Source organism: Pseudomonas putida, assembly GCF_026625125.1.
GTDB lineage: Bacteria > Pseudomonadota > Gammaproteobacteria > Pseudomonadales > Pseudomonadaceae > Aquipseudomonas > Aquipseudomonas putida_X.
Genome location: NZ_CP113097.1, coordinates 1,684,695 through 1,699,948 on the forward strand (window position 1 = coordinate 1,684,695; position 15,254 = coordinate 1,699,948).

At 60.5% G+C, this 15,254-nt stretch carries 9 protein-coding genes; 5 read left to right on the forward strand and 4 right to left on the reverse strand.

From position 1 onward, the window contains the following. Positions 1-55: 55 nt before the first annotated feature. The 4 genes from OSW16_RS07690 (at position 56) to OSW16_RS07705 (ending at position 9,895) form a co-directional block, all read left to right on the forward strand. Complete coding sequence (locus OSW16_RS07690; protein WP_267822029.1) at positions 56-3,889, forward strand: sugar-binding protein; 3,834 nt, start codon at positions 56-58, stop codon at positions 3,887-3,889. A 143-nt stretch (positions 3,890-4,032) separates the two neighbouring features. After that, positions 4,033-6,009, forward strand: coding sequence for a hypothetical protein (locus tag OSW16_RS07695; RefSeq protein ID WP_267822031.1), 1,977 nt, complete (start codon positions 4,033-4,035; stop codon positions 6,007-6,009). A 165-nt stretch (positions 6,010-6,174) separates the two neighbouring features. Continuing rightward, positions 6,175-8,364 (forward strand): autotransporter outer membrane beta-barrel domain-containing protein, encoded by a 2,190-nt coding sequence (locus tag OSW16_RS07700; protein ID WP_267822033.1) that lies wholly within the window; start codon positions 6,175-6,177, stop codon positions 8,362-8,364. 73 nt (positions 8,365-8,437) lie between these two features. Then, entirely contained in the window at positions 8,438-9,895 is a 1,458-nt protein-coding gene (locus tag OSW16_RS07705) for a hypothetical protein (RefSeq protein WP_267822035.1), read from the forward strand. Here the strand turns inward: OSW16_RS07705 and OSW16_RS07710 are convergent. The 4 genes from OSW16_RS07710 to OSW16_RS07725 form a co-directional block, all read right to left on the reverse strand. Next, positions 9,866-10,615: a molecular chaperone gene (locus tag OSW16_RS07710; RefSeq protein ID WP_267822037.1), complete on the reverse strand. Its 750-nt coding sequence runs from the start codon at positions 10,613-10,615 to the stop codon at positions 9,866-9,868. The genes OSW16_RS07705 and OSW16_RS07710 overlap by 30 nt on opposite strands. Positions 10,616-10,679: 64 nt before the next feature. Then, positions 10,680-11,216, reverse strand: coding sequence for a fimbrial protein (locus OSW16_RS07715; RefSeq protein WP_267822039.1), 537 nt, complete (start codon positions 11,214-11,216; stop codon positions 10,680-10,682). A gap of 174 nt (positions 11,217-11,390) precedes the next feature. Next, positions 11,391-11,795 (reverse strand): PA2817 family protein, encoded by a 405-nt coding sequence (locus OSW16_RS07720; RefSeq protein WP_241803014.1) that lies wholly within the window; start codon positions 11,793-11,795, stop codon positions 11,391-11,393. A gap of 122 nt (positions 11,796-11,917) precedes the next feature. After that, positions 11,918-14,365 carry an acyl-CoA dehydrogenase gene (locus tag OSW16_RS07725; RefSeq protein WP_267822041.1) on the reverse strand — a complete coding sequence of 816 codons (2,448 nt, stop codon included), beginning with the start codon at positions 14,363-14,365 and terminating at the stop codon, positions 11,918-11,920. Between the two features lie 190 nt (positions 14,366-14,555). Here OSW16_RS07725 and OSW16_RS07730 point away from each other — a divergent pair, with 190 nt between their 5' ends. After that, positions 14,556-15,179: a glutathione S-transferase gene (locus OSW16_RS07730; RefSeq protein ID WP_267822043.1), complete on the forward strand. Its 624-nt coding sequence runs from the start codon at positions 14,556-14,558 to the stop codon at positions 15,177-15,179. The last annotated feature ends 75 nt before the right edge of the window (positions 15,180-15,254 follow it).

The following is a 15,254-nucleotide window of genomic DNA, read 5'->3' on the forward strand; positions in this document are numbered from 1 at the left end:
CCTGCGGCTGCGCAGGGCGCTTGCGAAAAAACCAACCGCTATTTAGGAACAGGTCATGACTACCAAGACTCTGGTGCATTCCAACGCCTTCAATTTCTTGAGCTTCGTGCAAAACAGCGTGGACCCGCGCACCGGCCAGTACACCCTGGCCATCGAACTGCCCGAACTGGTCGGTAACGACCTCAGCGGCCCGTCATTGCCGCTGCGCCTGGCCTACAACCCACTCAATAACCAGGATTCGGGCTTCGGCGTCGGCTGGACGTTGAACCTTACCGAATACGTGCCGGCGAGCAACATGCTCACCTTGCACACCGGCGAGCGCTACAAGGTTGTCGGCGATAGCAACGACTACGCCATTCCCGAGCGCAAGCTGGAAAGCTTCCACTTCCATGTCGATGATGCCGAGCACTTTCGCGTGGTGCACAAGACCGGCCTGGTCGAATTCCTCGAGCTCCACGGCCCGCAAAGCAACCGCGTGGCCCTGCCGGTGCGGGTCGAAGCCGCCTCCGGCCATGCCATCACCCTTGAGCACACGCAAAACCCCTACGCCGAAAATGCCCCCTGCCTCAACCATATCAAGCAGGCCGGGCCGCCTCTGCTCACGCTGACCTACGAGAGCGCCAGGGTACTGATCGATCTGCATCCGGGGGCCGGCCCGGGGGGAGCGCCCCTGGCGCGCTACGAACTCAAGCTCAGCAGTCAGGGCTCGCCGGCCAGGCGCTGCATCGACGCCGTGGTGCTGCCCACCGACGACAAGGCCAGCTGGCGCTTCGACTACCGTGAACAGCGTGGCCTGTTCCTCCTGAGCGAGGTAGCCACCCCCAGCGGCGCCGTGGAGACCATCGCCTACGATGACGACGGCCATACCTTCCCCGGCGGTGGCCAGCTGCCCGACCCCCTGCCTCGGGTGACCCGCCACCAGATCGACCCCGGGGCCGACCAGCCGCCGATGATCACCACCTACGACTACACCAGCAACAACTTCCTGGGCTATGGCAGCGGGATCCAGTGGAAGGACGATGGCGAGGATCATCTCTACGACTCCACCGACCAGTATTTCACCTACGGCTCCACCGCCACACAGTGGGTGCTCGACGCTGAGGGCGTGGAGCAGCCGCTGCGCACCATCACCCGTACATTCAACCGCTTCCATCTGCTGAGCAAGCAGGTCACCAACCAGGATGAACACATCCAGGAAGCCGAGACCGCCTACCATGAGCTTCCCGGGCTGACCTTCGCCCGGCAACCGAACAACTTCCAGCTCCCTTACAGCACGACCCAGCGCTGGAAACGCGGCAACCAGCTGCGCGAAGAAGTGCTGATCACCCGCTACGACGAGCATGGCAACCTGACCCTCAAGTCCGAGGTGGCCGTGCCCCGTTACGATGCCCAGGGCAAATTGCTGGAAGCGCCAACCCTGGCCGGAACGATATACACCCGCCACAGTTACTACCCGGCCCAAGGCGATGGCGACGATTGCCCGCCCGACCCGTACGGTTTCGTGCGCACGACCAAGGAAGAGACCCGGTACCCGGCCACCGACGCCGAGGGCCAGGCGCAAACCTTGTCTAACCGCTACTACTACAGGAGGTTCGACACCCTTGGCGGCAGCCAGGGCGCCGACCACTACCTGCTGGAGCGCCAGGCGCAATTGCAAGTGCATGAAGGCAACGCCACGCTGACGATTCAGGCCAAGGAGAGCCTGTATTTCGATGACGCCGCAGATGCCCTGCGTCATGGCCGTCTCGAGTGCGAGACGACTACCCGGGCCGAGAGTGGCTTGCCTAGCGAGGTCAGCTACATCACCCAGGTTGCCTACACCTATGAAAAGCTCACAGGGGACGCTGGCAACGTGTTGCAGACTGTGCAGACCCATACCGGGTTCGATCATGATGAGGAGTTGGAGGATGGTAGCCGGCGCGACGCCCGCAAGACTGTCACCCTGCAGCACTGTGTGCTGATCAACGAGCCGCTGCTCAACCTCGACGACAACCAGGTCGAGATTGCCTACCAATACGACCCGTTGAGGCGGGTGATCCAGGAAACCGTGTCGCCCAATGACCCCCAGTACACGGCTTCACGCACCTATACCTACACCCTGGTGGGCGCCACGGGTGGGCGTGCCAGCCAGACCATGGCCGATGTGAAGCACGTTATCACCCGCAGCTGGGTGGACGGCCTGAACCGTGTGGTCGAAGAAGAACGCCAGGATGCCGATGCCGATACCCCGGCGAAGGCTCAAGACTACCGCATCAAGTACCAGGCCAGGTACGACGCCCTGGGCGACCTGGTAGAGGAAGTCGAATACGACTGGCTGGACTACAGCGACCGCAAAACCGAACTGCCGTTACCCTCGCACTACCTGTATGACGCATGGGGTGAGCGGTATTGCGAAATAGGCGCCGATGGCGCGAAACACTATGATCAACTCGACCCGATCGGTGATGCTAGCGCCGACGGCCCCCTGCGCGATGCCTGGAGCGAGTCGGCCGATGGCACGCTCAAGACTGGCGTGACGCGTACCTGGCTCGACCTGGCGCAGCAGCCGACCCGGATCGAGCGCTTCGATGCCGGCGGCAATTCATACAGTGTCGAACAGCACTTCTACGACGGCCTGAGGCGCAAGTGCCGCGAGATCGATGCCGCGCAGGCCAGCAAACGCTTCACCTACGACGAGTTCGACCGCCTGCGCGACGAAACCCTCGCCAATGGTGCCGTGGTACGCCGCGACTATGCGCCACACAGCGGCGAGGACCTGCCGGTAGCGATCGACGTCGATGGGGTGGTGTTGGGGACGCAACGTTTCGACGGGTTGGACCGCATGATCGAGTCCACCACCGGCGGACGCCGCCGTGTTCAGCACTTTGCCCCAGGCCAGCGCCAGCCCGAAGCGGTAGTGACCGCAGCGGGCGCCCAGATCAAGTACCGCTATGCGCCGCAATTGGGCGAGGAGCCGTTGGAGCGGTATGTGGAAACTACTGAAGTGCGGGCCCAGTATGACTACGATGGACAAAATGCCAGGCTGACCAAGTGCAACGAACAGGGCGAGGGGCTCGAGCGCGATTATTTCAGTACCGGCCAGTTGAAGTACGAAAAACGCCAGGTTGGCGACCAGCCGCCCTTCGAGATGCACTATCGCGCCAGCCTGCAGGGGCGGGAACTTGAGTACACGGATGTGCTTGGGCAGGTGCAGACGTACCAGTACGATCAGCACGGCCGCCTTGCTTCCACCACCTTGGGAACACTCAGTTCAACGTTCGAATATGACCCATTGGGGCGCCTTGAAGTGTATGAAACCCGTGACGGCGAACAGTATTTGAAGACGACCCTCGAATACGATGAGTTCGGCCGTGAAATACACCGCACGTTCGACATGGGCGAGCACGAGCAGACGCTGAGCCAGGAGTACTACCCCACTGACCAGTTGCGCGACAAATACCTGCTGGCGGGGGAGACTGAACTGCGCCATGAACATTACGAATACGATGCCCGTGGCCGGTTGACCAAGTACACGTGCACGGCAGAGGACGGCTATGCCCCGGTAGACCCCTACGGCAAAGTCATACGGGAGCAGGTATTCGGCTTTGACAACTTGGACAATATCACCCGCGTACGCACAATATTCCCCGAAGGCCAGAATATGGCAACTTATGTATTCGACCTGCCTGATCCGGTGCAATTGCACTGGGTGCGTAATAACCATGGCGATTATCCCGAAGAAGTGGAACTGCTGTACGACGCCGACGGCAACATGACGCGCGACGAGGAGGGGCGCAACCTGACCTACGACCCATTGGGGCGTCTGGTAAGCGTGGTGATGCCCTCAGCCGGCGTTGAAGCGGCGTATGGCTACGATCCGCTGGACAGGTTGGTCAGCCAGTCTTCTTGATGTTCAGTCGAAACCCCGTAGCACGCCCGTGGTGTTTCGCAACCTGATAAAACTGCCAGTTGCGCCAACTCGCGGGTGTGCAGATAGTTACTGCAGGTGCGTTGTACCAAACGGTCTCCGAATAACGAAGGGGAAGAATCGATATGGAACGTTCAAATTGCGAAGTGTCTGCTGCCGAACAGGTGCGCCAGGAAGTACGTAGAAAGCGTATGCTTCGATTGCTGGAGCCGGGTACATTACCGGCACCCGCTGTGGATCGCGACTTTATTGCAGATGACAACGACATGACGGTAGTAGGTGACGCTCTTCGGGCGAAGGACGATTTGCCTGCTGCGTTTCATTTCAAAATTCCAGAGTGGCCGTTTTCCCATCCGGTCCAGAATGACACGCTTAAGGTATATCTCGATCATAGTCCGGCGCCTTTTTTTCTTGAGAGCTATGATCCTCAGGATAAACCTACGTTTCCGCTGCAAATCCGAATTCCACAAGACCTCCTGGACGAGATAGGGGACGGCGTTAGAACCTTTCATTATACGGTAACTGCTGTAAATGGTAACGTTTCCAGCTCCGCAGACCAGACGCTAATTTTCGATAGAGTGGCGCCCTACCAAAATCTATTACCGCCGAAGTTTGCGGATATCCCCAATGTCGATGATTCGAACAAAGGGCAGGTGAAACTCAAGCTGGCTGAGTACTCCGACTTTAAACCTGGCGATACCGTCCATGTATGGTGGCTCAAGGAACTGCCCGATCCGTTACCGTCACCAGACTTGTCAGTGCCTGTAGGCGATTTACCCCAGGATCTGACGGTTCCGCTGGCGGTTATCGAGAGGGTGAAGGACGGTGGTGTCAAAGTGGTCTATGCCTTGGCTGACAAAGCCAGGAACTACAGTTCGGCCTCCCAGCCCCTCGAGGTCGGCGTTGCACTTGGCCCGTGGCCTACCACCTTTGAAGCGCCGGAAGTGGAGTTGGCCGAAGATGGCCTGATCGACCAAGCCGACGTTGCATTGGAAGTTCAGGTGCATGTTCCTGAATTCAATAATGCCAAAGACACCGATGAAGTCAGGGTTCATTGGGGATCCAAGTCTACCCCCTGGCGTGCCGTGGGCGAGGGTACCTTCCCAATGCCGTTCAGGATCGACCAGAGTTTGATTTGGGAAGAATACGGCGGCGATACAGGAGTAGGTGACGTCGCTGTAACTGTAACCTACGAGGTCAAGCGAGGTTCGGTCCCGTTGCTGAACAAAGGTGAAAAGGACTTCACGTTCAACGTCAATCTCGAGCGTATCGGCCCTGTCGATCCGATCCTTGATCCCGAATGGCCCGGGCCTATCAATGGCAAGCTGGACCCTGCCGAGGTCTATGGCGCGGTCTCCAATACCAAGAACAGCTTGGATGCAAGCGACGCCGATAAGCCTGTGAAGGTGGTTGTGCCGGTGGACCCAGAGTTCAAAGAGGGAGATGTCGTCACGCTGTTCTGGAGGGGTGAGAAAGTACTTGGCGTTGAGCATGAGATCACCAGCGATAATCTGGGTAAAGATCTAGAGATGGACATCCAATGGGATGACGTCGCGGCAGGGGGCAACGGCACTATCTCGATGCATTACGCCATTCACCGCCCGGGCAACCCTAATGGCACGCAGCCCAAGCCGACTAGCGTGGATGTTTCCGGCGTGGTGATCCGAACTGATGCACCTGCTTTCCAGGGCGTGACTGATACTGGCTACCTTAACTGCGATTCAATCTGGAGCGACACTCCTCACCCGGACGACCCCGCTTTGCGCGTTACTGTGCCGGACCTTGCTGAGGTCGGCTTCGAAATTGGCGATAAGGTCCAGATGATTTGGCGAGCCACGGTTTATGGCACCGACCAACCCATTTCGGTCGATTTTCCGGATGAGATCGATCTCGATATAAATAATATCAATGGTTTTGTCTGGCGTATCCCCTACGAGGATTATGTATTGCCGATTTACCTGTACGACGGCATCCACACCGATGCCAATGGGTATGTCAGCTACAAATCGGTAGGGACTCAAACGCCGATCGAGTCGGCAGAGGACCATGCTGTGGTCTCGATCCACGCGGCAGGCCTAACGTGCGCTATCCCACGCCCTTGAGTTGGAGCGGAGCGCTGCCAATGGCAGTGCTCCGTGGATCGTTGTTAAGAAATTCCCGCCGATTTTTAGGACCTTTCCTACAAACAAATCTGAAGTGCGGGTATAGCTTTGTGCGCCTTGGGCCTTCGGGTCAACTTTTCCCTTCGGCATTCAAAGGTGTTTCTAATGACCATTGTCCGCACTCATGCGCTGTCGCCGCTGACGAGCGCCTTGCTCAAGGCTTCAGCCTTGCTCTTACTGTCGGCGCCGGCCGGCGCGGCTACCATCGTCGACGATCAACTGAGCATCGATGGCGACACTGCGCCTGACAGTTATTTCGTCGCGCCTGATGCCCAACTCGACGCCAACGGTGCTAGTACCCAAGACATCTCGATAGGGGAGAACGGCCGGTTGAACCTGCAGCGCAGCAGCGTGACCGCGACCAGCGATGGCATCGGTGTGGAGCGAGGCGGGCACGCCATCATCAGCGACAACTCCAAGGTGGTGAGTGAGCGTATCGGCTTGCGCCTGTTGCGCACAGCCAGCGGTGGTTCCAGTGCTGTGGTCAGCGACAGTCACATCGAAGGTGCCCGTGGGGGGGCCAGCGTTAGCGCTGGCTCGGCTTTGCGGCTGGAGCGCAGTACCGTGGTCGGTACTGGCGCTTCCAGCGCCGTCAGGATGTTCGGCAACTCGACCTTGGTGGCCGAGCAGAGCACCTTGATCGGCGCGCGCGCAGGCTTGCAGGTGAACGGTGATTCGGCCTTCCCCGGTGCTACCCAGATCACCCTCGCCGGCACTCGGGTGCAAGGGCTGGATGGCTCGGCGATCGTGGTCGGTGGAGATGGCTACGAGGCAGTTGATGCCGACATCGTGGTTGGCCCTGGTTCTTCGCTGCAGGGCAGCAACGGTGCCATTCTCGAGGTGCAAGGCGGCTCGCATGTGGACATGCAAGTCGACGGCAGCGCCTTGCAGGGTGATGTGCGGGTGGAGGAGGGCTCCAGTGCCAACCTGCGCCTGGACAATCAGGCCAGCCTGACGGGGCGCCTGGAAAATGTCGATGGCCTGACCTTGAACAACCAGGCCAGTTGGACCATGGTCGAGGACAGCAGCGTAGGCGCCATGGCGATGAATGGCGGTGCGGTCCACTTCGGCCAGGCGAACGATTACCAGCGTTTGACCCTTGGCACCCTGAGTGGCCAGGGCACCTTCGTCATGGATGCCGACTTCAGCACTGGCGAAACCGACTTTCTCGATGTAACCGGAACGGCCACCGGCAGCCACACCTTGCTGGTGGGCAGCAGCGGGGCGGAACCTGCAGCGGAAAACCAGTTGCACCTGGTGCACGCTGGCGCTGGCGATGCGACGTTTTCCCTGCTCAATGGGTCGGTCGATGTCGGTGCGTTTTCCTATGAGCTGGTGCAGCGTGGCAACGATTGGTATCTCGATGGCTCGCGGCAGATCATCAGCCCCGGTACTGCATCGGTGCTGGCGCTGTTCAATACCGCGCCCACCGTTTGGTATGGCGAGCTGACCACGTTGCGCGGTCGCATGGGCGAATTGCGCCGCGATGAGGGCAACACCGGTGCCTGGGTGCGCGCCTACGGTAACAAGTTCAACGTCTCGGCAAGCGCCGGCAGTGCCTACCAACAGGTCCAGCAGGGCTTCTCGGTCGGTGCCGATGCGCCGTTGCCGTGGGGCGATGGGCAGTGGAAGGTGGGTGTGCTCGCTGGCCACAGCAACTCTGACCTGAACCTGACCCGTGGTGCCTCGGCGCAGGTCAGGAGTTACTACCTGGGCCTGTACACCACCTGGCTCGATGCGCAAACTGGCTATTACTTCGATGGCGTACTCAAGGCCAACCGTTTCGACAACAGTTCCGAAGTCACGCTCAGTGACGGCCAGCGCACCAAGGGGGACTACGACAACTTTGGCGTGGGGGCTTCGGCGGAGTTTGGCCGCCACTTCGAAATTGCCGACGGGTACTTCATCGAGCCCTACACCCAGTGGTCGCTGGCCTCGATCGAGGGCAAGGACTACCACCTGGACAATGGCCTGCAGGCGCGTGGCGACGATACTCGGTCATTGGTGGGCAAAGCCGGTGCCACCTTGGGCAAGACCATCGACCTGAACGATGGGCGCTTCATCCAACCCTATCTGCGTCTGGCCTATGCCCATGAGTTCATCAGTAACAACGATGTGAAGGTCAACGATCATCGCTTCGACAACGACCTCTCCGGCTCACGGGGTGAGTTGGGGGCCGGTTTGGCGGTATCGCTGAACGATCGATTGCAGTTGCATGCCGATTTCGACTACGCCAACGGCGACCGTATCGAGCAGCCATGGGGCGCGAATGTCGGGGTGCGTTACACATGGTAGGTGCAAAGGGGAGGGCGAAAGCCCTCCCCTTTGCGTTTCAAGGATTGACCCGCGAACAACAGAGAGGCGAACCATGCCAGCCAAGCACTCCGATCAGCTGTCAGGCAACCTGCCGATGCCCAGCGCGCCTGACATGCTGCCGAACCTGCCAGGGGGGCAGCCCAACCTCCTGAGCGTTGACTCATTGCGCACTCCGTTGCGCATCGATGTGCCCAAGTGGCCAGGGTCAGTGCCGTCGCCGGAAAATCCCGAGATCCTGACGTTGCTGTGGAACGGTGTCGCAGTGAATCAGAAAATTATCGAGAAACCGTTCGAGGACGGGGAGGATCTGTTTCTCGAGGTGCCCGTGGCGCATCTTCATGAAGGTGATGTGGCGGTGACCTACCATGTAGTGTTCTACAACCAGAACGAAGACAGTTCTGCCCCCCTGGCCTTGACCATCGACAAAACCCCACCAGCGCTGGCACCTCAGGATGCCCTGGTGTTTCCCGACCTGGCCGGCCCTGAGGTGACAGAGGCCTACCTGAAAGCCCATGATGACCGGCTGGTGGCCCATGTTCCTTTGTACGATCAGCCATACGCTGGCGATACATTGATCTGGTACTGGGACACCCTAGCATTTGAGCCGGATGAGGTGGAACGCCGCGAGGTCCGTGCCGATGAGCTCGGCGGGCCTTTGCTCATCGAGTTCTCCGGGGCGCTCATTCGCGAAAGAGGCGACGGGGCGCGTTATGCCTGGTATCAGGTGCTGGATCGTGCAGGCAACCCCAGCAGCGAGGCCCGCCGGGCCACCTTGACGGTCAAAGCTCAGCCTTTGCCGCGCGAGTATGAATGGCCGGAGATCCCGGATGCGCTAGGTACAGGGCAACGTGTCGAGCTCAAGCTTGCCGACCTTGGTGCCTCTATCGCTGTCGAGTTGCCTGAATCGGCGCAGATTGGCCCAGATGAGCCATTCGCATTGCGCTGGGGGGAGCCAGGCCTCAATGGCAGCCTCTGTATTCCCGGCCAGCCGAGCATCCGCTCATTCACGGTTCCAGCACGGCGGGTCGTCAACATGAGCGGTAAGGTCATACCGGTGTATTACGAGGTCGAGGTCGGCGAGGATGTGCTTCTGCAGTCCAGCCCGCGCAACCTGAATGTCATCCCGTTCCCGCCATCGTATCTGCCCACCCCCACGTTTGCTGACTTGACAGGCGGCATATTCAAGTTCGGCGAAGACACGCCGGAACCTGACATCCGGATCGTGAGTTGGCCCAAGATGCATACCGACCAACGGGTGACCATCGAGGTGCACGGTGGGAATAAAAGCTGCGCGGTTCTCAGTGCCCATGCCATCACGTCGCAAGAGGTGCAACTGGGCCTTGGCATGGCCGGGGAATACAAGGTACCGCGCGCGTTTTTTGACCAGCTGGTATCGGGTGTTACGATAATTCTGATGGTTTGGCTCAGTTTTGATCAAGGGCAAAGCTGGCCTCAAACACCCACCTTCACGCAAGTGAGCTTAACGTTCCAGCGCGTCGACAGGCGTTAACGCCTGCGTTATTTCAGGGGTAGCGCCACCGAAGTCATTGATGGTGGTAAAAAGCAGGCTCGCCGGGCTGTTGACCTTGTGAGAGGCCACCGCGTAGCGCTGGCGCGACATGGGCGCCACCATTTCACGCGCTTCCAGGCGCTCGGTCTGGCCTGCGACCGTCAGTTCCAGGCGGCCAAAGGTGTAGTGAAACGCAGTCGGGTTATCGACCACAACATAGGTTGTGCCCTGGTCGGTCTGCAGGCTCCACTTGAGGTCGGCCAGCTGCTGCTCGGGCTTGCCTGAGAGCGCTGCAGGTCGATAGAACAGCTTGATGCGGGTGCGCAGGGCAATGGTCAGGCTGTTTTGGGCCGCATCCTCATCGCGTTGTTGAGGGATTTCCTGGGCATTGAAGAAAAACAGCGACTCGCGATCCTCCGGTAGCTGATTGGGGAGGTTGTTGATCTGAACCGTCTGCTGGCTGCCTGGGTCGAGCCGGAAAAGGGCGGGCGAAGCGACCAAGGGTACTGCGGTGGTGGTGTCGTCCTGCTCGGTGTTGACCCAGGCCTGAACGGCGTAGGTGGACTTGCTGGGGTTGGCGACCACCACCGTGCTGCTCTGTTTGTTACTGGGCAGAACGATGCGAGTGGTACTGATGGTAAGTGCTGCCTGCGCGGCAGCGGGCGACAGGTACAGCGCGAGTGTGATGATAGCGGCGAGGCAGGGCTTGAGTGTGGGCATGGCGGTACTGTGAGCGATTCCGGGGGGCAGGCGCGCGAATACGCACCTGCGAAGTAGAATGTGATCAGCGAATGTCGACCAGATAGTTGACACTGGTCCGGATGTGGCCTTCGGTCACGGAGCGCTCGGTCATTTGCAGGCGGGTGATGAAGTTCATGTCGGTGGGTACTGAATCGCTAAGGAGGTAGCCCTTCGATTGGGTGTTCGGCTCTACCGGAGCTCCGTCTTCATCATAGATGACGAGACTCAGGCCACTGCTGTAGCCAACGCCGCTTTGCAAGCCGTACATCTGGCCCGATGGGTCGGTCCCATAATTGGGCTTATAGGTCACGTAACCTTGTTGGCCGGCGCCGATCGTACAGGTCATTGGGTCGACCCGGAGCGCGAACTTGACCAGTCCTGTCTGGTCGCCGACGACCTTGAAGTCGTCGGTTCTGAAATCGCCCAGGTGGATTTGTGGCAAGGACGGGCCGCCAGGCGTGACCACGTCGATAGGGCACGTGCCGCCTGTTGAGACAGTGCCTTCGAAGTTGATGATGTTGCTGGCGAATGCTGTATTGCCGATCAGACCCAGTGCCAGTGCGGCATAGATACGTTTCATCTGGTATTCCCTAGGATATGCTTTAGTAAGTCGTGCACAACGCCCGGCGAGCGGAGATGAACACGACAGGCATAAAGCTATGCGGGATCTCGAGCTGGATCTGTAGGATTTAGTCGCAATGCCGGGGTGCAATGGCTAAGCGAACAGCTTGTTTGTTACCGCTGCCGTCACCGCTCACTGCGCAGCGGCGGCCTGCGCCAGTGCCTGTTTTTGCGCGTGCCAGTCGAACGGCCTGCCGTCGCGCTCTGCTTCGTAACGCTGCTCTTCCAGTTGCTGGTACAGGGCCAATTCTTCATCCGGCATGAAGTGCAGGCAATCGCCAGCGAAGAACCAGAGCAGGTCACGCGGAACCAGGTGGGCAATTTGCGGGTAGCGCTGGATCACCTGGCAGATCAGGTCCTGGCCCAGGTACTGGCTCTCCAGCGGGTCTTGCGGCAGCAGGGCCAGCAATTCGTCGAAACGTTCAAGGAACAGGACGTGGCTTTCCTCCGGTACCTGGTCGGCCTCACCCAGGGCTACCAGTATCGTGCGCAGGTGGTTCAGCAGGTGCAGGTGATATTCCAGATGGGGGTTGGCCATGGGGGTGGTCCTCGGGGTGGTGAAAAACGGGGGCGGAGTATACGCCGGTTGGGGATAAGGTGGGGATGGTGGTGGCTGTGCTGGCCTTATCGCCAGCCAGCCAGCCACCACGCGATCTAAGGTCAGCGTACCTTGCCGTGTTCCGGTAGCAACTGCTCCTTGCTGAACGCATCCACATCGATCACGTCCCGGCGTGCCTGTTCCGCCGCGTGCAGCCGTTGCCCTTCACCAGGCTGCAATATCCCACTCTGAACGGCGGCATCGATCACTGACTCCCCAGGTGCCGGTTGTAGCTTGCCCTCCTTGATTGCCTGGTGCAGGGCCTTGTGCAGCGGCGCTGCTTCATCCAGCAGTTCGCAAGCCCGTTGCAGCGCTGCTACCGGATCACCGTCAGCGTGTGGCCGGAAGCAGCCGGCGAGCAGCTCTTCCAGGGCTGGGTCACCCTTGCTACGGCCTATCAATGCCGCCACCTCGGCATCCAGTTCATCGCTCGGCCCGGTATGGCGGCGGCCAAACGGGAACACCAGCACGCGCAACGCGCAACCGACAAAGCGGTTGGGGAAGTTGTCGAGCAGCCGGTCCAGTGCCTTCTCTGCCTGGCCCAGGCTTTCTTCCATGGCCCAGCGCAACAAGGGCTGCATATGCTCGGGCGAGCCCAGATCGTGGTAGCGCTTGAGCGCTGCGCTGGAAAGGTACAGGTAGCTGAGCACATCACCCAGTCTTGCGCTCAGGCGCTCGCGGCGTTTGAGTGCACCACCGAGCAACATCATTGACAGGTCTGCCAGCAAAGCGAACGCTGCCGCCTGGCGGTTGAGGGCGCGGAAGCAACCCTGGCTCAGGGCATCGCCCGGTACGCTTTCCAGGCGCCCCAGCCCGAGGTTGTATACCAGGGTACTGGCGGCGTTGCCGGCGGCGAACATGATGTGCTTCATCAGCAAGTCGTCGAACTCGCGCAGCGCCTGATCATGGTCCTGGCGGCCGGCCAGGGCCATTTCCTTGAGCACGAAGGGGTGGCAGCGGATGGCGCCCTGGCCGAAGATCATCAGGTTACGCGAAAGGATATTGGCGCCTTCGACCGTGATGAAGATCGGCGCGCCTTGCCAGTTACGGCCCAGGTAGTTGTTCGGGCCCATGATGATGCCCTTGCCGCCGTGCACGTCCATGGCGTGCTGGATGCACTCGCGGCCGCGCTCAGTCAGGTGATACTTGAGGATCGCCGACAGCACCGACGGCTTCTCGCCCAGGTCCACGGCCTTGGCCGTCAACAGACGCGCGCTGTCCATCAGCCAGGCGTTGCCGCCGATGCGTGCCAGCGACTCCTGAATACCCTCGAACGCTGCCAGTGGTACGTTGAACTGCTCGCGAATGTTCGCGTACTGGCCGGTGACCAGGCTGGTGTACTTGGCGGCGCCCGTACCGACTGCCGGCAGGGAAATGGAGCGCCCCACCGACAGGCAGTTCATCAACATCATCCAGCCCTTGCCGAGCATGGCCTGGCCGCCGATCAGCATGTCCAACGGCACGAACACGTCCTTGCCGCTGTTGGGGCCATTCATGAAGGCTGCACCTAGCGGCAGGTGGCGTTTGCCGATCTCCACCCCGGGTGTGTCGGTAGGGATCAGGGCCAGGCTGATGCCCAGCTCTTCCTCGTCGCCCAGCAGGTGGTCGGGGTCGTAGGCCTTGAAGGCCAGGCCCAGCAAGGTCGCCACAGGGCCCAGGGTGATGTAGCGCTTTTCCCAATTCAGGCGCAGGCCCAGCACCTCTTCACCGTTCCACTGGCCCTTGCAGATGATGCCGGTGTCGGGCATGGCGCCAGCGTCGGAGCCGGCTAGCGGGCCGGTCAGGGCGAAGCAGGGAATCTCGTCGCCGCGCGCAAGCCGTGGCAGGTAGTGATTGCGCTGTTCATCGGTGCCGTAGTGCAGCAGCAGTTCGGCCGGGCCCAGCGAGTTGGGTACCATTACCGTGGACGCCAGGTCGCCGCTGCGGGTGGCCAGTTTCATCGCCACCTGCGAGTGCGCGTGGGCGGAGAAGCCCTTGCCGCCGTACTCCTTGGGGATGATCAAGGCGAAGAAGCCGTTCTGCTTGATGTGCTGCCAGGCCTCCGGCGGCAGGTCCAGGTCCTGGCCGATCTGCCAGTCGCTGACCATGGCGCACAGCTCTTCCGTGGGCCCATCGATGAATGCCTGCTCTTCGTCGGTCAGCTTCGGCGCCGGGTAGGCCAGCAGGGTGCGCCAGTCTGGGCGGCCGCTGAACAGTTCGCCGTCCCACCAGACCGTGCCGGCATCGATGGCTTCGCGCTCGGTTTGCGACATGGGCGGCAAGGTGCGCTGGAACCAGCGGAACACCGGGCCGCTGAGCACCTTGCGCCGCCATTCGGGCAGCACCACCAGCGCGACCTTGAGGGCGAGCACCACCCAGATCAGCGCCAGCAGCCAGCCGGGCGCACTGCTGAAAATGCCCATCAGCAGCACATAGGCCGCCATGATGCCAAGAATCTGCAAGGGCGCCAGGCGCCGGTGCGTGAGGTATGCCGCGCCGATCACCAGCACTACCAACCACAACAGCAACATAATCGGTCCTCCTTGGAACCAGGGGCTTGAGCCGTCCCAGACAGCTTAGACGCAATGCTGTGAACGGCAGGGTCAGAACAGTGACAGGGTGTGGCGGTGGGAGTTTCAGTTCATTGCGTGCCAGCGCCGGTACAGGTAACGAAGGTCTGGAGTAGACTGTGTCCCCTTTGCATCTCATAAGGACGTTGCCATGCTGAAGATCTGGGGCCGCAAGAATTCGAGCAATGTGCGCAAGGCGCTGTGGATCGCCCACGAACTGGGCCTGGATTTCCAGTCCATCGACGCCGGCGGCGCCTTCGGTGTGGTCGACGAGCCGCACTACCGCGCCCTCAACCCCAATGGCCTGGTGCCCATGCTCGAGGATGGCGACCTGGTGCTGTGGGAATCCAACACCATCGTCCGTTACCTGTGTGCCGAATATGGAGCCGAACAAGGCTGGTACCTGAACGACCCGCGCCAGCGCGCCCTGGCCGACAAATGGATGGACTGGACCACGTCGTCGTTGGCCACCCCGTTCCGTCCGCTGTTCTGGGGCCTGCTGCGCACGCCGGAAGACCAGCGCGACTGGGTAGCGATCAATGCCGCGCAAAAACAGTGCGCGCAATTGCTGTCGATCGCCGATCAAACCCTGGCGCACCAGCCGTACCTCTCAGGTGACCAGATCGGCATGGGCGACATCCCACTGGGTTGTTTCGTCTATGCCTGGTTCGAAATGCCCATCGAGCGCCCGGCCATGCACCATCTGCAAGCCTGGTATGAGCGCCTCAAGCAGCGCCCGGCCTATCAGGCAGCGGTAATGACGGCACTGACCTGAACCTGCTTCGATAGTCACTATCAATACATGTAACTGTACTTGTGCGGCCTGGCCTTGCACCATGGCCGCACTCAC

What these genes read in the sequence shown, in the direction of transcription:
- OSW16_RS07690 (WP_267822029.1), top strand. Translation starts at nt 56, where the DNA reads ATGACTACCAAGACTCTGGTGCATTCCAACGCCTTCAATTTCTTGAGC.
- OSW16_RS07695 (WP_267822031.1), top strand. Translation starts at nt 4,033, where the DNA reads ATGGAACGTTCAAATTGCGAAGTGTCTGCTGCCGAACAGGTGCGCCAG.
- OSW16_RS07700 (WP_267822033.1), top strand. Translation starts at nt 6,175, where the DNA reads ATGACCATTGTCCGCACTCATGCGCTGTCGCCGCTGACGAGCGCCTTG.
- OSW16_RS07705 (WP_267822035.1), top strand. Translation starts at nt 8,438, where the DNA reads ATGCCAGCCAAGCACTCCGATCAGCTGTCAGGCAACCTGCCGATGCCC.
- OSW16_RS07710 (WP_267822037.1), bottom strand. Translation starts at nt 10,615, where the DNA reads ATGCCCACACTCAAGCCCTGCCTCGCCGCTATCATCACACTCGCGCTG.
- OSW16_RS07715 (WP_267822039.1), bottom strand. Translation starts at nt 11,216, where the DNA reads ATGAAACGTATCTATGCCGCACTGGCACTGGGTCTGATCGGCAATACA.
- OSW16_RS07720 (WP_241803014.1), bottom strand. Translation starts at nt 11,795, where the DNA reads ATGGCCAACCCCCATCTGGAATATCACCTGCACCTGCTGAACCACCTG.
- OSW16_RS07725 (WP_267822041.1), bottom strand. Translation starts at nt 14,365, where the DNA reads ATGTTGCTGTTGTGGTTGGTAGTGCTGGTGATCGGCGCGGCATACCTC.
- OSW16_RS07730 (WP_267822043.1), top strand. Translation starts at nt 14,556, where the DNA reads ATGCTGAAGATCTGGGGCCGCAAGAATTCGAGCAATGTGCGCAAGGCG.